The organism is Prevotella sp. AM23-5, from assembly GCF_003473645.1.
Lineage (GTDB): Bacteria > Bacteroidota > Bacteroidia > Bacteroidales > Bacteroidaceae > Prevotella > Prevotella copri_A.
This window is the reverse complement of record NZ_QUCG01000032.1, coordinates 1-17,839: the sequence shown is the minus strand read 5'-3', so window position 1 is coordinate 17,839 and position 17,839 is coordinate 1. Positions and strand designations below refer to the sequence as shown.

Below are 17,839 nucleotides of genomic sequence, written 5' to 3'. Positions count from 1 at the left end.
TCCTTGCTGAAATTCCGTAGCCCTTCTCTTCTGTTTCGCTTGTTGCCAAGAGATATTGGTTGAGCTTGCCGCTTGTCTCAGGCATCAGGCTTCTCTGCTCAGCTTCCCTCTACATGCCGATGCTTACCCATGGCAGTCGTTTGTCTGATCGTTCTTTCCTTTGCTTAGCCATATTCATGATGAAGTGTGAGTTTTCCTGCCTGTCTCTTGAACTTATAAGCCATCTTGCGCAACCAGTTTGCTTGAACAACATCGAGGAGGATGCAGCTTTCCTTTACCCAACCAACTGCAGATATTTTCTACTCATCCTTTTCATTCATATTTTTGGACGAAGCATCCACACTTACTTTTTCCGCTGCAAAGTTAGTGCAAGCCACATTTCTGCAAGTACCAGGTGCCTTATTCTCTGAATTTTTTCAAAAACTTTTCCGTCTGCTGCTCATCCAAAAAAACTTTTCATGCCCAAGGGTGAAATAATTCGATAATTCCTTGCTTCCTATGTTTCCCTTGCCAACTCTGATAGCACCGTAAAAAATAAATGTTTCACTTCTAAAAACATTGAATTATGAAAAAGATGGAAAATTCTTTCGCAGTAACTGGTTTCGTAGGTAAGGATGCAAGCATCCATCAGTTTACAACCGCAAGCGTAGCTCGCTTCTCACTGGCCATCAGCCGCAATGAGAAGAATGGCGATGAAAACTCTCGCACTTCTGCCTTCATGAATGTAGAGGCTTGGCGCAAGAACGAGAACACCGCTTCATTCGGCCGTCTGGTCAAGGGAGCACTCCTCACTGTAGAGGGCTACTTCAAGCCAGAGGAATGGCAGGATGCCGAGGGAGTCAAGCACAACCGAGTGATTCTCGTAGCCACCAAGTTCTACGAAGCTGTAGAGAAGGAGAACGCTCCTGATTCTCAGCAGGGCAAGACCCAGAAGGATAAGTAAATCCTTCTCTCCGTGATAAAGAGCGACCTTCAGGTCGCTTTTTTTGTGCTTATACTTCTTGTCATTTTAATCATTCTGCTTCATTTTAATACCCTATTAAAACGATGCAAAACCGTCAATAACCAACAGATATACAACAGATTTTTCTATTTTATGCTTATACTTTTCCTTGCTGAAAGGATAGTCCTGTTATAGGAGGATCTCATTCATCGACTTCTGGGAATCGGTAAGAATTCTGTTGCGAAGGTAACGGTTCTGTCTTATCTTTACAAGGTCAGGGCGCTGCTTTGCTGAAAAATCTCCACACCATTCGGGTAGTATTTTGCAGACAAAACCTTGTATGGATAGCCATAACACCTTCTGAATGCAACATAATTTTTTACCATCCCCGAAGTAGTTGATCTACGAAAGGGAGATAAAATCAGATGGCATTATGACAACAATGAAATCAATTCTCAGCCGACTTACCCAGGCAGTGAGCGGCACAGACAAGGAGCTCTTCAGTGAGCAGGAGTTGAACCAGTTTGCTTCATTCTATCTTGACAAGTGGGATGAAAACACAAGCGAGGACGTGGTGGCAGAGTCCTTTGTGGACTATTGGTGGAACACCGACAGGGCTTGCAGACGATGCTCGGAATGTGGCAAGCTTATGCGTGAGGGTTATTGCGCTGACATGGGAGTAGCCTACTATTGCAGCAAGGAATGTCTGCATAGCGACTTCACAGATGAGGAATGGGCAGAGGAATGTGAATCCAACGACCAGAGTTATTATACAGAATGGTAATCAAATAAATATACAAGACAATGGCTAATCAGGCAACAACAACCTACAAGGTCACAGGAACCCAAAAGGCAGTAAGCAACCTTTGGAACACCCTTCAGCGCATGGAGGTGAACAGCAGGAACATCTGGCTGGATGACCTTGCCAAGCACTATGGAATCGACTATCAGAAGAAGCACATCAGCGTGCGTGGTCACATCTACTGGGCAGAGTATGAGGAGGATGAAGACACCAGTCTGCTTTCCTTCGAGACCGAAACTGCCTGGGATGCTTGCAATGACCTCTTCTTTGAGATAAACCGACTTCTTGATGATGAGTTGAGCATTTCCTACCGATGCTGTGAGTGTGGATGTGAGGTCTATTACACCCACGATGAAGGCGATTATTTTCCCGAAGAATGCTGCGTCAGCGCATCCGGCGAACCATTCGAGGATTGTTGCGATGATGTTTACGGCACTATCGGGGAAGCCATCAGGGAATGGACTTCCAAGACCGGCATTGAGCAGGGAGAGCGAACCGATGAGCAGATGATGGACTTCATCAATGAATATGAGTATGAGGACGATGACACCTATTTCTACATCCGCACCTTCACTTTTGAATAAATGCCCCCTCAAATCCTGACGTTTCCCCTGACACTTTGGGTTGTTAGGGGAAGCGTGAAGGAACTTTCGCCAGATACCCGTACCTTTGTACACGTTAATACATGTAGCCACGTACACGTGGAGCCATGTACACATGAATACGTTAATACATATATACAAAAGATTTTATATTATGTCATTGAAAATCATTACATTCGCCAATCATAAAGGTGGCGTTTCGAAGACCACCTCTACAGCCTCCATCGGGGCTTGTATGGCACGTATGGGCAAGAAAGTCCTGCTCATAGACCTTGACGGTCAGGCAAATCTTACCCTGTATTTCATCCCGAATGAAGATGAGGTGCAGGCAAGTATCTTTGACTCTCTGGTTGATGGCGCACCCCTGCCAGTGAAGCACGTCAGGGAGAACCTCGACCTCGTTCCTTCCTCCCTCGAAATGGCAAGCGCAGAGATTGCCTTGACCAATCTCCTGGCAAGAGAACAGCTGCTGAGCCGACTGCTCGAACCCGTGAAGCAGAACTATGACTACATTCTCATAGACTGTCCTCCATCTTTGGGAATCGTTACCACAAACGCTTTCCTTGCTGCAGATGAAATCATCGTTCCGATGACTCCAGAGCTTCTTCCTCTGAAAGGAATGCGAATGCTCGATTCCTTTGTCTCGACCTTGCAGCGAGTGAAGCCGAACCTCAGACTTGGAGGAGTCTTTATCGCCAGATTCAACCATCGCAAATTGAACAAGGTGGTTGAGCAAGCCGTGAAGTCCCGTTATGAGACTATCACCATGAAGACTCGCATCCGAGAAAACATCGCCCTGGCAGAATCGGCAGGCAGCGGTCAGAGCATCTTCGAGTACGACCCTCAGTCGAACGGAGCGAAGGACTATCAGGCATTGACAGAAGAAATTATTTCACGTAATCAGTAAAGACTATGGCAAAGAAGAATATGGACATCCTGCTTGGCAACATTCTCGGTAAGGCTGCCATTCATCCACAGGACAGATTTGACAGGTCTCCTGGGAATCCTCAGGAGCAACAGATTTCTGCTCCCAACTCTCAGACAGAGAGCGATTCGCCCAATGATGAACCCTGGCGACATTTCTCCTTTATCTGCTCAAGGGAACTCGTTGACAAGGTTCAGACCATCGCCCGAAAGGAAGGTTTCACCATCCGCTCCTTTATGGAATACGTCATGAAACAAGGCGTTGAAGCGTATGAGTCGAAATATGGTAAGGTCAAGAAAATCAGGACTAAAACCATCCGAGAAGTTATGTAGAAAGTGTGGACGTGTAGCCATGTACACATGAATACATTGATACACGTGTACGTTGATACATATATACATATAGACGTTAATACATGTCCACATGTGGATATGAATATAATGAAATTAAATAACATCAAAAACGAAAAGTCATGAAAATGAAAAAGTATCTTTCAATCGCCATCCTTCTGATGATGATGGCTTCACCAGTAGTATTCACCTCTTGCGGCAATGATGACCCGACGGAGGACATCGGAAATCCGGAAACAAAACTGGACGTTTGGACAGAGCCATTCCACATCATGGGTGCGAATGTGGATGAGGTCAAGAGCTATATGGCTCAATCCATGAAGCGTTACCGCCAGGTGGCTGAGACTTCCGGCGACAACATCCCGTTGACCTATATGACAGGGCAGGGTAGTGAAGGCGTTCTTTACAGCTTCTCCCGTCTTGACGGTTCGCTCTATTCTGTCATTGATACGGAGCAAAGTGTGAACCGTGGGCTTGTCATTGACTATCTGAAGAAGCACTACACGCTTGTTTCAGCCGATGAAGCCAGCCTGCAGTACTGCTTCACCAACCCGGACAAATCCATGGTGATTACAACCATGAAGATTTCAGATTCCTATTTCAATGTGAACTATTCATTGGTTTATTGATAGAGAAAAATAAGATTTCCGCCATCAGAACTTCGTGCTCTGGTGGTGGTAGTTTTAGATGTCTGTGCGTGCTTGAAGGAGCATCCTGCTCTTTGTTTTGCTAAATAATAATAAAAATAACGTCTGATGGATATAAAAACAAGTTTTATTTCTTATATTTGCAATCAAATTACAAATATCGAGGTTAAAATGGTTTTAGAGATACGTTTAAGCAATATGTTCTCGTTTCGAGACGAGGTGACTTTGGACTTGCAGGCTGCCAAGATTCAGACAAAGAAGGCAAGGGAGCTTGAAGGTAATCTGTTTTCCGTGGATGGAGAACAGATGTTGAAGAGCGTTGCCTTATTTGGAGCCAACGCTTCGGGTAAAAGCAATGTGATTAAAGCCATCAGAGCTTGTGTGAACATGGTTCGTTCATCACATAATTATAATGTTGACACCAGGTTTGCCATCTCACCTTTCAAGTTTGAGGATTATGCCAACAAGCCAAGCTCCTTCTACATCCGTTTCCTGCTGAATGGAGTAGAGTATGAGTATTCCTTCTCCTTTATACATGATGAAATCATCACCGAGACTTTGTACTATTATCCGAATGGTCGCAAGTCGCTGGTATTCAGCCGTGATGAAAATAGAGGAACTGAAAAGAAAGACATTTATGAGTTTAAGACAGTCATCAAGCGTCCTTTCGATGTAGCTGACAATACATCGAAGAAGACACTCTATATTTCTCGTGCCAGCCAGATGGATAGGGAAATAGCCCAAAAGATTTTCCTGTTCTTCTGTAATGACATCGTGCTTGATTATCAGGTGGCTAACATTGATTCTCTGGATAATTTGTTCAAGGAACGAAAGGAGCAGATGCTGGAGGTGTTGAGAACGGCAGATAGCGACATCATTGACTTCAAGATTCAGAACAATGCCATCACGACGTTTCATCGTACCAACCCTTCCGTTGCGTTTGATTTCGAGACGGAAGAGTCGGAGGGAACCAAGACTTTGTTCCGGATGATGGTGAGGATGATTGGTATTATCCATGAAGGCAAGATGCTTCTTGTCGATGAGATAGATAACAGCCTCCATACCCAGCTTGTGGAATTTGTGATAGGTATGTTCAATCATAGCGACCATGCTCAGCTCATCTACACCACTCATAACACCCATTTGCTGAACACCGATTTCCAGCGAAGGGATCAGGTGTATTTCGTGAACAAGCGAGAGGATGGAAGCAGTGATTTGTATTCTCTGTTTGATTTCAAGGATTTCCGGGACACGCTGGATATGGAGAAGGCTTATCTTCAGGGACGCTTTGATGCTATTCCTTATATTTCGACTCTAACACTTTAGGAATATGGCAAGAGTACAAAGAACTTCTAAAGGGAAGACGATGAAGCCCAACTATTTCGTCTTTTGCGAGGGTGAAACAGAGGTCGCTTATGTTGAAATGCTGAGAGCGCATTATCGTCTTCCTATTCATATCATACCTAAGCGTACATTGCTTAATGTTACACCTGCTCTGATAAGTAGGTGCAAGGCTAATTATGTTGAGACAAAGCATGATATGACATTCTTGATGTATGATTTGGATGTGCCTTCTGTTCTTAGCAGATTACAGAAGATACCTGGGGCTATACTGCTTTGCTCCAATCCTTGTGTTGAATTATGGTTGTTGTTACATTATACAGACCAACGTGCTGAAATCGGAAGTGCCGATTGCGTATCTAAGTTGTCTGGATATATTAAGCAATACAAGAAAGGCAAGTTATCCATTGAGGATAAATTAAGTTTGATGGACAATGTTACGATTGCCAGTAAAAGGGCAAAAAAATTGTCCCCATATAAGAATCCTTCAACTACAATTTATGAGTTGATAGAAGAACTTGATAAGTTGAAGGGTAAAAATTAAAGGTTAGAGTCGGCTTTGTTTATATATAAAGCCGACTTTAATCTATTTAGATATTCGTCTATTTTTCTTCCGCACATTCCGCACACAGTGTATTCGCAATTGGAATTAGTTATGGATTTCCCCCATTCCATATATTATTTCATTGTATTCATGTGGACGTGAATACATGTATATATGTATAGGTGTGTACATGAATACACATTCAAAAACCGTAAAATGCCGAAAAAGAGACTCTTTAAAGCCTTTTTTCTGGAAAAATCGCTCAAAAAACAACTTTTTTGAAACTTTTTCCTTGCTACGAAAAAAGACTTCACTCTCCCTTTATACCTTTGCATCGTCAAAACAAGGAAGTATGGGTGAGCGGCTTAAACCAGCACACTGCTAACGTGCCGGACCGAAAGGTTCCGAAGGTTCGAATCCTTCTGCTTCCGCACTTTGGCTCGTTAGCTCAGTTGGATCAGAGCACGACGCTACGAACGTCGGTGTCGGGAGTTCAAGTCTCTCACGAGTCACAATATTGGAGGTTTGGCAGAGTTGGTCTATTGCACCGGTCTTGAAAACCGGCAGGCGGCAACGTCTCAAAGGTTCGAATCCTTTAGCCTCCGCAAACTTGCCCTATCGCATAACGGTAGTGCGGCAGATTCTGGATCTGCAAGTGGTGGTTCGATTCCATCTGGGGCAACATCAGTAAGGAGCTTTGGCAGACTTGGTGTATGCGCGGGACTGAAAATCCCGAGAACGTGGTTCGACTCCACGAGGCTCCACTTTAAAATTCGGGAGTGCTCCAGTGGCAACGAGGGCGGACTGTAAATCCGCTGTCTGATGACTTCGTAGGTTCGAGTCCTACCTCCCGAACTTAACTTGCCCTATGGTTTAATGGTAGCACAACGGGTTTTGATCCTGTTAGCGAAGGTTCGATTCCTTCTGGGGCGACAAGTTAAGAAACAACTCCATGGTGTAATTGGTAGCATGCCAGATTTCGGTTCTGGAGGTGGTGGTTCGAATCCATCTGGAGTTTATATGGAGTTTGTAGCTCAGTTGGTAGAGTGCCAGGTTGTGGCTCTGGTGGTCATGGGTTCGATCCCCATCAAACTCCCAAATGCTTCAATAGCACAGTGGTAGTGCAGCTCACTTGTAATGAGCAGGTCGTAGGTCCGAATCCTACTTGAAGCTCCATATAAGAAAGGCTTCTCTTCAGGCAGTTTTGCTTGAAAAGAAGCCTTTTAGCTTTTTTGTAAGACGATGTCTCGTTGATGTTCGTTCATAATCCCTCCTTTATCCTTACACAAAGTTCAGAATAGATTTGAGCCTGTCCTGTACCTTGTTGAGCACCTGAATGGTGTCTTCGTTGTTCTTATCCTTCTTGTTTTCAAGAAGGATGATAGCCTTCTTTATCAGCTTGCAGTCCTCTATGGATAAAGGCATTTCAGTGATAGAGTAGTCTGGATCAGCGTATCTGTAGTATATTCTATCATAAACCTCTATAGGAGCATTGTAGCCCAGTTTGTCAGATCTCATAATCTGTATACCATCTGAACAGTTCTGGCGCATACTCCTTTGGTGATTCCCTCCATGTCGTAGAGAGCGTCGCTACATGCCTCCACGAGATCTTCGAGAGTCCATCTTCTGTATCTGTTTCTCAAACAGTTGTCTATAGTTTTGTACCTTATTAAGGCATTCTTATTTGCTGGCATAGTTCTTTCATTTTAAGCGTAAAAAAATGGTTGGATTTCATCCAGCTTTTTCTCGCCATGTCAGAGCTGAAGCCAAGCATTTGGCTAAAAAGAAAAAGTTGGATTCTCCCGGCAAGGAAACTCCAACTCTTTCGTATTATCTTTGTTCTCTGTGGGGCACGCTGTTACGATACCCGATAGAAATAACTATGCGAATAATGATGTGGAAATCCTATACCGGCTGTATCTGATGTACTTGATGTATGTACATAACTATTCCGCTCAAAGCGTCGATAGCTCTGAACGAATGATTGTGATGTTATGTGCATATTTAAATTCATGTCCGTATAGGATTTTTATATTTTTACTTTTTATTTGTCTAATTAGGGTGCAAAGATACAAAAATAGTGCGAAATCTTTTTGCGTAGCAGCAAAAAAATGGTATAAACATGCGGATTTTAAGCAAAAAGAGCAGTCCTGATAGTGATAATCGGCTGATTTTCCCTGATAATGCTTCGCCCCACGCCATGAAGGATGCTACTGGAGTTCCACCTAATAGACTTTGCATTTATGTCAGCAGAGCATGACGTAAGTGCAAAGCCCCTCAGTCGGAAGGTGCCCACGAAACGACATGCGGTTGCTTATAAACTGAGTAGGTGGGACGCAAGCGATTCCCACTTAATCAGTTTGCCACTACTGCATGTCCATTCGTCGAGAAGGGCACTGGCTCACAGCATCCTCCTTCATCTTCCCTCCCTTCCACCTTATTATAATATCCTGGTCTTCCTCTTATAAAATGTATTCATGTGGACGTGAATACATATATACATGGATAGGTGTGTACGTGTACACATGAATACAACTTAAATCCTCATACCATGATGAGTAGCAGGCCTTTATAGATTTGCATTTTTATAAACAAGATGATAATGCTTCGCCCCACACCATGAAGGATGCTACTGGAGTTCCACCTGATAGACTTTGCATTTATGTCAGCAGAGCATGACGTAAGTGCAAAGCCCCTCAGTCGGAAGGTGCCCACGAAACGACATGCGGTAGCTTACAAACTGAGTAGGTGGGACGCAAGCGATTCCCACTTAATCAGTTTGCCACTACTGCATGTCCATTCGTCGAGAAGGGCACTGGCTCACAGCATCCTCCTTCATCTTCCCTCCCTTCCACCTTATTATAATATCCTGGTCTTCCTCTTATAAAATGTATTCATGTGGACGTGAATACATATATACATGGATAGGTGTGTACGTGTACACATGAATACAACTTAAATCCTCATACCATGATGAGTAGCAGGCCTTTATAGATTTGCATTTTTATAAACGAGATGATAATGCTTCGCCCCACGCCATGAAGGATGCTACTGGAGTTCCACCTGATAGACTTTGCATTTATGTCAGCAGAGCATGACGTAAGTGCAAAGCCCCTCAGTCGGAAGGTGCCCACGAAACGACATCCGGTAGCTTACAAACTGAGTAGGTGGGACGCAAGCGATTCCCACTTAATCAGTTTGACACTACTGCATGTCCATTCGTCGAGGAGGGCACTGGCTCACAGCATCAACCTTCATTTCCCTCCCTTCCACCTTATTATAATATAATGCATTTCGTTTTTATAGGCATTCTGTCATTTCTCCTTCTAAAATGTATTCATGTGGATGTGAATACATATATACATGGATAGGTGTGTACGTGTACACATGAATACAACTTAAATCCTCATACCATGATGAGTAGCAGGCCTTTATAGATTTGCATTTTTATAAACAAGATGATAATGCTTCGCCCCACACCATGAAGGATGCTACTGGAGTTCCACCTAATAGACTTTGCATTTATGTCAGCAGAGCATGACGTAAGTGCAAGGTCCCTCAGTCGGAAAGTGCCCACGAAACGACATGCGGTAGCTTACAAACTGAGTAGGTGGGACGCAAGCGATTCCCACTTAATCAGTTTGCCACTACTGCATGTCCATTCGTCGAGAAGGGCACTGGCTCACAGCATCCTCCTTCATTTTCCCTCCCTTCCACCTTATTGTAATATACTGGTCTTCCTCTTTATAAGCATTCTGTCTTTCCTTATAAATCTTTCGGCTTTCCTTCTTTATAATCTTCGCCCACACCATAGTCCAGTAAGCATGAACAGTTAGCCAGGGTGTTGTTCTTTCGATGGCCGATTTTATCGACTTACGAAGGAACAACACGCTGGCTTTTAAAACTGTTGATACTTGCTTGGACTATTCCCACCCGGCTTTTTTATCCCTACAGTCATTCCCTGTTATACTTTTTCTTCTTACTGAAACCAAAAGGTTTTGATTCCATATCGTCTTTGGGATTTCGGGATTCTTTTTCTGCAAAGTTATCGCGTATCTGGCAAATTGCAAGTCGTGATTCGGTAACAATCTTCCTTTTCCTTGAAAAGAGTATTCTTCCCATCAGACTTGCCTTATTGCCTTATACGCACTTTGAAAAGCAGAAAAAGCTTCCCGATCCCAAGTCCGAAAGGACTTAACGAAAGGGAGAAAATAAATTTAGAGACTATGGCAAAAGATTTCAACAACCGCCTGATTACTCCAGAATTGGAGAAGGCAATGCAGGACTATCCGCTCTATTCCCAGGATAGCAAGAAGAAGGATGCAGTTTGCATCGCAGTGTTTTTCATCGGCAACGCTCGCTGGTACATTCTTGAAGGACAGCGAGAAAATGATGATTTTGTGCTCTTTGGCATCGTTGTAGGTCTGGCAGAGACTGAGTACAGCTACATTTCTGCCAATGAACTGGCAAGTGTGGAACTGGACGCAACCAAGTTCGGACTCGGCAAGGTCAGAGTGGAGCAGAGAAAGCCATTCCAATCATGTCAGCTTTCTGAAATCATCGACAGAGAGTTGCAGTCTTTCCTCAGCAGACTTTACGATTGAAAACATTTTTCTCGGTGGGTAGTGGCTGATGTCTGCTACCTGCCCAGTAACAACAATTAAAGCTATGAACATGGTACAGGTTTACATCAAGGGACAGGAGGATAAGGAGTTGAGCAGCTTTTTGCGCTATTATCCGGTACGTATCAAGAACATCGGTATGGATGCATTCTTCGACCGCCAGGTTATCTATGATTTCAAGGATGGTCGAAACCATGCAGATGTGGCGAAGTGCGTGGCAAAGATGCTTGTCAAGAAGTTTGGCCGTAAGGTTCGCAGCGTTGTCTTCTCTTGTGTTCCTGCAAGCAGCCAGGAACGTAACGAGGCACGCAACAAGAACTTCTCTGAACTTGTCTGCAAGTTTTCCGGAGCAATCAACGGCTATTCCCATGTCAAGGTTGTTGGCGAACGTACCGCAGTTCATGGCACAAAGGTCAAGAAGGATGAGCGAGAAAAGCGCTTGAAGGAAAAGAATAATATTGAGGTGGATGCTAACTTCTTCAAAAACAAGATAGTCTGCATTTGGGACGATGTGGTCACTACCGGCACTTCTTTCTGTGCCTACACCGCACAATTGGAACAAGTAGGGGCGCACGTAACAAACGGCATTTTCCTCGGCAAGACATCATACAAATACGTACAGCAATGAAAAGAAAGAATATGACAAAATTTGACAAGGCTGTTTCGGCAGCCTTTACAGGCCATCGCTTTTACAACTTCTCTCAGCAGGAGGTCATAAGAGAGCGATTGACCAAAGCCATCCTCGAAGCTTACGAGCATGGCATCAGTAATTTTATTTCGGGATTCGCCATCGGTATTGACTTGATGGCAGCCCAGATAGTGCAGTCGCTGAAACCTTCCTGCCCAGGAATGACGCTTACCGCAGCCATTCCTTTCAGAGGTCAGGCAGATAGGTTCAAGCCCAGCGATAGGATGGTTTATGATGGATTGATGGCTTCTGCAGATGAGGTGATCATCCTTTCAGAATACTATTACACCCGATGTTTTCTCGACCGAGATGAGTTCATGGTTGAGAATGCGTCCCTTCTCATTGCCTTCTATGATGGGAGAGAGAAGGGTGGAACCTACTACACTTTCAAGAAAGCCAACTGTTTGGGCATTCCGGTTGTGAATATATATTGAATAACTCGCTAAATATCAAGCTTATGAATGAATTTGTTGACATCATCGTTATCTACATCGTTTTCCGTGCCATCCTCGCCTTCCTGGGCGCATGGTGGCATGGTGACGGACGCAACGGTTTCAGACGAGACCGATAAAAGGATTGGTCTCAATAGTTTTGTGTACTATTACTCAATTTCCTATATGAGTATTATTCCAGTTTCCATCCGCAATCACCATGGTAAATCATCTGTCGGGTCATTCCACCATCTATGCAGATGTTCTCGCCTGTGATGAAACCTGCCTTTTTGGAACAGAGGAAAAGTACCATGTTGGCAATGTCGAGAGGATTGCCGACACGTCCTGCCGGTTGCTGATAGGCATCGGGACCCTCATATACTTTATAGTCCGTATCTATCCATCCAGGAGAGATGGAATTGACACGAGCCTTGCCTGCAAGACTGACGGCAAGGGCATGTGTGAGTGCTGCAATACCGCCCTTCGCTGCCGTATAGCTTTCTGTCTGAGGCTGACTCATGCGGTCGCGAGAAGATGAAATATTGACGATGGTAGCACCTTCTGCAAGATGATTCTTCAGGAGTTTCACCATGTAGAATGGCGCAGTTACACCAACTTTGAGCGCATACTCAAATTCTTCGTATGAGCATTCGTCAATGCCTTTCATCAGGGGTAGGGCATTGTTCACGATGAAATCTACCTTGCCGTATTTTTCGATTACCAGTTTCGTGAACTCCTCAATAGCATACTTGTTTGAGAGGTCGCCAACAAAATGATCAAGTCCTTCTTGCTTGTCGATGACTTCTACCAGAGCTCCTTGCTTTCTGAACTCTTCGGCAATACATTTGCCAATGCCTTGTGCGCCACCTGTCACGATGACTACTTTATCTTTGTATTCCATTATTTTCATTTGTTTTTCAGATGAAACTCCTTCCTTGTCTTTGCCATTGCTTCCGTAGCCCTGTCATGGGTTTCTATCAGCAATGGACTCTTGTGATATTGCACAATCTTGACTCCGACTGAGTTGTGCCTTTCCTTTTCCTCGATGCATTGAATGATCAAGTCCGGGTTGGCAGACTTTGATGTTGGAGCTTTGTCAAAGTTCTGAATGTAGGCGGCATTGGTCAGGAAGAGAATGTCGGAACCTTCCGGTATTTCCTGCATTACCTTCACCATGAGGGTTAGCATCATGCGGAACTCAGTGGTGTGTAGGTCGCTGATTACATCACGGCTGATGATATTGCCGTTATGCTCAATCACAACGGCAGCACCACCAGCTCTCTCTTTATGGCCATAATCACATGAGCCACCTATCCAAACGTAATATGTAGAAGTATCTTGTACCATTATAGTTCTTTACTCATAGCTTCACTTGTAGATAATTTTCCAGGATATTGCCAACACGCAATTGTCTGGCATAATCCATTAGTTTACTGATATTTCTTTCTGGTCTGGAAAGATAGTTATCGATGATTTCAGAACAGACATCCATGCCCACCTTGTTTCGGAACTTTACTGCATCGCATACGCATCGTTCTACATCATATACCTTTACCTTAAATCCATCTATGACTTTCTCCATCACGCCGATTTCAAGAATGTTGGAAGTATAGTGATGGAGCTCTATCTTAGGGAATGAAGGTACTTTTACTTTTCTATCCCTTTTGATGGCGACATGATAAGCCTGCGGCATGGATGTCGTAAGCTGATGGATATTCCAGGCAGACCAAAGGCAGAGGATTCCGTTGGGAACAATAGACTCAATATCAACCATACATGCTGACAATTGGTCTACGTTAGCATATACGCCACGGCAAACCTGAATCAGTTCACCTTGGCGAACGGCTTCCAGCATCTTGTAGTAAGCTGTTCGTCCTTGTACTTTGACGCTTGCTGATGATATGAATGAATTCTTTGTTTCCATAATTGTTCTCCTAATTTTGGTACAAAAATACCACAAATATTTTTAATTGTGGTACTTTTGTACTGGAAACTTTTAAAATCCGCTCTTTTTAATACATTCCAACAGTTTTATAGCTATTTTAGTACAAAAGTACCACAAATATTGCTGATTGTGGTACTTTTGTACGGGATGATAGAATGGACAATGCATGGTTATTTGCCACTTGATTTCTTTCTCATCATTCTATTTTTCTCCTTTATCCGTTGTACTTAAACACCTTGACCATATCCTTGTCGCCACCCACGAGCTGGCTACATTTATTCAACATACCTGTATCGACGAAACCGCATTTCTCCATGACTCTTCCTGATGCAGGATTGCCTGTGAAATGGTCTGCCCAGATGTTTTCAAAATGCTTCTCGTTGATGCAGTAGTCGAGCATCAGCTTCAAGGCTTCGGTGCAGATTCCCTTGTTCCAATAAGGTTTTCCTATCCAGTAGCCCACCTCGCAGTCGTTTTCTCCGATAGGGATGTTGCTGGTCTCATGGGTGTAGTAGCCGATGCAGCCGATAGTCTCGCCAGTCTCTTTCAACACAATCGCCCATGTCGTTTCATTATGGAAGAATGTCCGGATTATCTCCCGACTATCCTCAACAGACTTATGCGCCGGCCATCCAGCACGTGGTCCTACGTCAGGGTCGGAGGCGTACTTGAAGAGCACCTCTGCATCTGATTCCTGCCAATATCGAAGTAAAATTCTTTCTGTTTCCATCAGATTATTTCAATGATATTCTTCGTTCTTTATATTTTTATCAATTCGTTCAGTTTATCTTCTCTGATAATCTTCGGCTGAGCCTTGCCAGCGAGAATGAGAATCTTCTTGCCGTTACGATAAATATGAAGTTGTCGTGAGCGAACCACGGCTGTCACAGCTCCTCATCATTCTGCATGGCTTGCCAGATAGGATAATATACTCCCTCAGGTTCAAACAACTTCTTCTGAAGATGTGAACAGAGGTTTGTTGTATCAATAGTCATTTATTTTTTCTTTATCGTTTCATTAAATGTATTCCATTGCTTCTCAAATGACAAATCCTTTTCTATCGAATCAAAATAACTGATGTTGAAATTTTTCTCCCAAGGATTCCAGTTGCCGCAAATTCTGCCATCATGGGCGATAACAGGAAAGAAAATGCCATTATTAGTGTATGCAGAAGGCATTTGATGCGGATGGATCACTAATTCCCGGCTTTTATAACCAATCAGATATTCATCAAAGGGAGCTATCAGATGAGTCTTCCCACTTCTGAATCCACGTGTTCGACATGATTCATGCAGATAGAACCGATAGTCTTTCCATTTTTCAATCCTCAGTTCTGAACCAAGCAACTCAATGCCTCGTTGGCAATCAGAAGTGCTCAGTCCTGACCACCAAACGTAATCTTCGAATGTGGCTGGTGAATGGCTCTGAAAATATTTTCTTGCCAGAAGCATCAGCATTTCATCACGTTCCAGCCTGGCAGTTCGGGGAATCTTCTTTTCCGTGAGACTGTATGTTGCCTTTGTAGGAAGAAGATTGCCGCTGCAGAAAGTACCGTTCAATTCGTTAAAGCGAATGTGGTAGGATAGGCGATGTTTGTCCATGATGATGCCCTTTTCGAGCAAAGCCTCGTTCAGGTCTTTGCTTGTCACAGACTGCATTTCATCGGTTTTTTGAACAAATATATCGTGAATCAGATTGAGCTCAGAATCATCGATGCTGATTTTATTACTCTTCATCCATCCTTTTACAACAGAAGTTGCCTTAGGTGAAATCAGGTCCAGCATCCACCAATAGTCTTCATTTGAAACCAGTTGCCAAGTGCCACGCAGCAGGTGAAGACGGACTATCTCACCCTCATCGTATGCATTCTTGAATGCGAAGGAAGAAGGTTTGCGAGTACGCATCATCACAGCCCATCTTACCATCCGGTAATCCTGGGCTTGCATGGCTCCAAAATGAGACACCACCTTTTGGGGAGTATCAAATTGAGGGCAGATGAGCTGCTGCGAAAGCAGGCGTATTGCTATTGGATTCATTGTTTCTGAGTCGTTAAAATTACGTTGATTATTTCAAAGCCTTGCCGTCAGAGAAAGCGTTGCCGACTTTCTCGCCCAGTTGGATATAGCCGTGATGAATAGGGTCGAAGACAATCAGCTCCATCTTCTCCATGTCTGGATTTCCGTCTTCTGCCAGGTACTTCTCATCTACAAGAATATTGACGATTTCAGCAACGAGATAATAGCCGGTTTCGCTTTCGTCATATTTCTCCTTGATGCGGCACTCCAGGGTCATCGGGAAATCGGTGAACACCGGAGCGTTGACCATGGTTGCCTTCTCGATGTTCCATCCCGTCTTCTCCATCTTCTTCGGGTCGTTCTTGGCAGAAACAATGCCCACGAAATCAGAAGCCACCATGGTCTTCTTGGTAGCGAAGGCAACGGTAAACTCGCCACCAAGCTTCAGGTTGTCTGTGGTGACGTGATTTCCCATCGAAATCATAATCTCCTTCATGTCCCACTGTCCAGCCCAGGCAGCGTTCATTGCGTTGGCAACTCCTTCCTTATTATATGTGCCGATAATCAGCACAGGCTGTGGTGCAAACCACGGCTTTGGTGAAAAACTTTTCATATGCTTCGTTCTTTTTTTTATTAATTCATGTGTAAATACGCCATCAGCGCAATCTGTATCAGCAGAATGGCAGGAATGCCGTATTTGAATTTCTTGTGCATCGTCTTATGGTGCCAGACTTTCATTCCCATCCATGCCCCGATGCTTCCTCCAAGTACAGCCAGCAACAAAAGCGTGGCTTCCGAAATGCGCCACTTGGCTTTCTTGGCCTTGTATTTATCAATGCCGTACATGATGAATGCAACTGCATTGATGGCAAGGAGATAGTAGGTGAGGCAACTGTGTAATGTATTCATATCTTTCAACTTCTTCTTATCACTTTAAAATCCCAACTCCACATCCTTGCCGAATGGTGCGAGCGAAAGACCGGCCATCTTGAAATGCTGTTTTCCCCAAGGAATGCCGATGATCGTTATACATAAGAGAAAGCCGAAGAACAGATGCATGAGGCAAGCCCACAATCCTCCGAAAATCAGCCAAAGTAAATTCAGCGGAATGCGAATGTAACCAGTTGGACTATTCGATTCTCTTACTGTAGAACCAAAAGGCCATAGGCAGAGCAGGCCAATCTTGAATGTCTGTATCGCAAAGGGAATGCCGATGATGGTACATGCAAGAACCAGACTTCCGGTGAAATAACCGATGGCAGCTTCGAGACCTCCGAAGAGCCACCAAAGTAAGTTTCCTATTATGCGCATAAGATTATTCTTTTATATTTTTGATTATGTCAAGAAAGGATCAAGCGTAGCCAGCAGTTCGGCTTTATCTACCACACCGCTTGTGCGCCACAATACTTCTTCGTTTCGGAAAAGCATCAGCGTTGGCACGGATTGGATGCGGAATTGGCTTGCTGTTACGCCGTACTTATCTACATCCACCTTGATGATTCGGATGCGGTCGCCCAATACACTCTTCACCTGCTCCAGAATGGGGTGCATCGCCTTGCAAGGTTGGCACCATATAGCAAAGAAATCGACCAGAACAAGCTGGCCACTGTTTATTACATTATTGAATGTCTCCATAATTATTTGTCTATCTCCGTGAAACGATTGAAAGTTCTGCCGTCCCTCGTAACTTTCCCGAAGAACATCTTTTCCGGTCTTACCCAATAGGCTTGGTCTCCATAGAGAGCCTGATAAACCACCATGCGCTCCTGAGTCTCGGAGTCGAAGGCAGAATGGATGAACCTGTATTTGCCGCCCTTAAAGTGCTGGAAATATCTTTCTTCCTTTGCTGAAAACTCCATCAGCATTTTCTGGGCAAGGGGAGCATACCAGGTCTTCACCTCCTGCTCAGTAGGCGTATGACCGCCTGGGAAATGGAAGGCTTGGTTGTAGTGCTCCAGGAAGAGAGGGGAGAAGTGAGCCAGGG

At 44.1% G+C, this 17,839-nt stretch carries 21 protein-coding genes, 10 tRNA genes and 2 pseudogenes; 21 read left to right on the top strand and 12 right to left on the bottom strand.

What is annotated here, in order from left to right:
- The first annotated feature begins 565 nt into the window (after positions 1-565).
- The 18 genes from DW657_RS09375 to DW657_RS09290 all read left to right on the top strand — a co-directional run bounded on the left by DW657_RS09375 (position 566) and on the right by DW657_RS09290 (position 7,330).
- Positions 566-943 (top strand): single-stranded DNA-binding protein, encoded by a 378-nt coding sequence (locus DW657_RS09375; RefSeq protein WP_118312299.1) that lies wholly within the window; start codon positions 566-568, stop codon positions 941-943.
- A gap of 433 nt (positions 944-1,376) precedes the next feature.
- Positions 1,377-1,727, top strand: coding sequence for a hypothetical protein (locus DW657_RS09370; protein ID WP_199658337.1), 351 nt, complete (start codon positions 1,377-1,379; stop codon positions 1,725-1,727).
- 20 nt (positions 1,728-1,747) lie between these two features.
- Positions 1,748-2,329, top strand: a complete 582-nt coding sequence (locus DW657_RS09365; protein ID WP_118152725.1) for a hypothetical protein — start codon at positions 1,748-1,750, stop codon at positions 2,327-2,329.
- Between the two features lie 172 nt (positions 2,330-2,501).
- On the top strand, positions 2,502-3,254 hold the full coding sequence (locus DW657_RS09360; RefSeq protein ID WP_181992445.1) for a ParA family protein: 753 nt from the start codon (positions 2,502-2,504) through the stop codon (positions 3,252-3,254).
- 5 nt (positions 3,255-3,259) lie between these two features.
- The gene (locus DW657_RS09355) at positions 3,260-3,604 is read left to right on the top strand and encodes a hypothetical protein (RefSeq protein WP_118312297.1); all 345 of its coding nucleotides are present in this window, start codon (positions 3,260-3,262) and stop codon (positions 3,602-3,604) included.
- 140 nt (positions 3,605-3,744) lie between these two features.
- Entirely contained in the window at positions 3,745-4,251 is a 507-nt protein-coding gene (locus DW657_RS09350) for a hypothetical protein (RefSeq protein ID WP_118312296.1), read from the top strand.
- Between the two features lie 189 nt (positions 4,252-4,440).
- On the top strand, positions 4,441-5,595 hold the full coding sequence (locus DW657_RS09345) for an ATP/GTP-binding protein (RefSeq protein ID WP_199658336.1): 1,155 nt from the start codon (positions 4,441-4,443) through the stop codon (positions 5,593-5,595).
- A gap of 4 nt (positions 5,596-5,599) precedes the next feature.
- Positions 5,600-6,154, top strand: coding sequence for an RloB family protein (locus DW657_RS09340; protein WP_118312294.1), 555 nt, complete (start codon positions 5,600-5,602; stop codon positions 6,152-6,154).
- 346 nt (positions 6,155-6,500) lie between these two features.
- Positions 6,501-6,585 (top strand) — tRNA-Ser (locus DW657_RS09335).
- A 6-nt stretch (positions 6,586-6,591) separates the two neighbouring features.
- Positions 6,592-6,666: transfer RNA gene (locus DW657_RS09330), tRNA-Arg, on the top strand.
- 7 nt (positions 6,667-6,673) lie between these two features.
- A tRNA-Ser gene (locus tag DW657_RS09325) sits at positions 6,674-6,759 on the top strand.
- A 6-nt stretch (positions 6,760-6,765) separates the two neighbouring features.
- Positions 6,766-6,836: transfer RNA gene (locus tag DW657_RS09320), tRNA-Gln, on the top strand.
- Between the two features lie 9 nt (positions 6,837-6,845).
- Positions 6,846-6,918 (top strand) — tRNA-Phe (locus tag DW657_RS09315).
- Positions 6,919-6,927: 9 nt separating this feature from the next.
- A tRNA-Tyr gene (locus DW657_RS09310) sits at positions 6,928-7,009 on the top strand.
- Positions 7,010-7,016: 7 nt separating this feature from the next.
- Positions 7,017-7,087: transfer RNA gene (locus DW657_RS09305), tRNA-Gln, on the top strand.
- Between the two features lie 13 nt (positions 7,088-7,100).
- Positions 7,101-7,172 (top strand) — tRNA-Arg (locus tag DW657_RS09300).
- A gap of 5 nt (positions 7,173-7,177) precedes the next feature.
- Positions 7,178-7,250: transfer RNA gene (locus DW657_RS09295), tRNA-His, on the top strand.
- Positions 7,251-7,255: 5 nt separating this feature from the next.
- Positions 7,256-7,330: transfer RNA gene (locus DW657_RS09290), tRNA-Thr, on the top strand.
- A gap of 239 nt (positions 7,331-7,569) precedes the next feature.
- Here DW657_RS09290 and DW657_RS18675 read toward each other — a convergent pair.
- A pseudogene (locus DW657_RS18675) lies at positions 7,570-7,848 on the bottom strand (hypothetical protein); the annotation flags it as partial.
- A 2,532-nt stretch (positions 7,849-10,380) separates the two neighbouring features.
- Between DW657_RS18675 and DW657_RS09275 the strand changes: the two are divergent.
- From DW657_RS09275 to DW657_RS09265, 3 genes are all read left to right on the top strand, one after another.
- The gene (locus DW657_RS09275; RefSeq protein WP_118312292.1) at positions 10,381-10,758 is read left to right on the top strand and encodes a DUF2958 domain-containing protein; all 378 of its coding nucleotides are present in this window, start codon (positions 10,381-10,383) and stop codon (positions 10,756-10,758) included.
- Positions 10,759-10,822: 64 nt separating this feature from the next.
- Positions 10,823-11,404, top strand: coding sequence for a ribonucleotide-diphosphate reductase subunit alpha (locus DW657_RS09270; protein ID WP_118312316.1), 582 nt, complete (start codon positions 10,823-10,825; stop codon positions 11,402-11,404).
- Between the two features lie 11 nt (positions 11,405-11,415).
- A complete protein-coding gene (locus DW657_RS09265; RefSeq protein WP_233546726.1) occupies positions 11,416-11,898 on the top strand; it encodes an SLOG family protein in 483 nt (160 codons plus the stop codon).
- A gap of 190 nt (positions 11,899-12,088) precedes the next feature.
- Here the strand turns inward: DW657_RS09265 and DW657_RS09260 are convergent, their stop codons facing one another.
- From DW657_RS09260 to DW657_RS18350, 11 genes and pseudogenes are all read right to left on the bottom strand, one after another.
- Complete coding sequence (locus tag DW657_RS09260) at positions 12,089-12,796, bottom strand: SDR family oxidoreductase (RefSeq protein WP_199658334.1); 708 nt, start codon at positions 12,794-12,796, stop codon at positions 12,089-12,091.
- A gap of 5 nt (positions 12,797-12,801) precedes the next feature.
- Entirely contained in the window at positions 12,802-13,242 is a 441-nt protein-coding gene (locus DW657_RS09255; protein WP_094880485.1) for a ribonuclease H, read from the bottom strand.
- A gap of 13 nt (positions 13,243-13,255) precedes the next feature.
- On the bottom strand, positions 13,256-13,819 hold the full coding sequence (locus DW657_RS09250) for a hypothetical protein (protein ID WP_118312289.1): 564 nt from the start codon (positions 13,817-13,819) through the stop codon (positions 13,256-13,258).
- A 235-nt stretch (positions 13,820-14,054) separates the two neighbouring features.
- A complete protein-coding gene (locus DW657_RS09245) occupies positions 14,055-14,570 on the bottom strand; it encodes a GNAT family N-acetyltransferase (protein ID WP_094880483.1) in 516 nt (171 codons plus the stop codon).
- A 29-nt stretch (positions 14,571-14,599) separates the two neighbouring features.
- A pseudogene (locus DW657_RS09240) lies at positions 14,600-14,835 on the bottom strand (hypothetical protein).
- Complete coding sequence (locus DW657_RS09235) at positions 14,836-15,876, bottom strand: winged helix DNA-binding domain-containing protein (RefSeq protein WP_118312288.1); 1,041 nt, start codon at positions 15,874-15,876, stop codon at positions 14,836-14,838.
- 28 nt (positions 15,877-15,904) lie between these two features.
- Positions 15,905-16,468, bottom strand: coding sequence for a flavin reductase family protein (locus DW657_RS09230; protein WP_094880480.1), 564 nt, complete (start codon positions 16,466-16,468; stop codon positions 15,905-15,907).
- A 20-nt stretch (positions 16,469-16,488) separates the two neighbouring features.
- Positions 16,489-16,764, bottom strand: coding sequence for a DUF1294 domain-containing protein (locus DW657_RS09225; RefSeq protein ID WP_022121767.1), 276 nt, complete (start codon positions 16,762-16,764; stop codon positions 16,489-16,491).
- A gap of 24 nt (positions 16,765-16,788) precedes the next feature.
- Positions 16,789-17,166, bottom strand: a complete 378-nt coding sequence (locus DW657_RS09220; protein ID WP_094880479.1) for a YccF domain-containing protein — start codon at positions 17,164-17,166, stop codon at positions 16,789-16,791.
- Between the two features lie 24 nt (positions 17,167-17,190).
- A complete protein-coding gene (gene trxA / locus DW657_RS09215) occupies positions 17,191-17,490 on the bottom strand; it encodes a thioredoxin (RefSeq protein WP_118312287.1) in 300 nt (99 codons plus the stop codon).
- A 2-nt stretch (positions 17,491-17,492) separates the two neighbouring features.
- A partial coding sequence (locus DW657_RS18350) for a DUF1653 domain-containing protein (RefSeq protein ID WP_233546718.1) occupies positions 17,493-17,839 on the bottom strand: 347 nt, incomplete at its 5' end.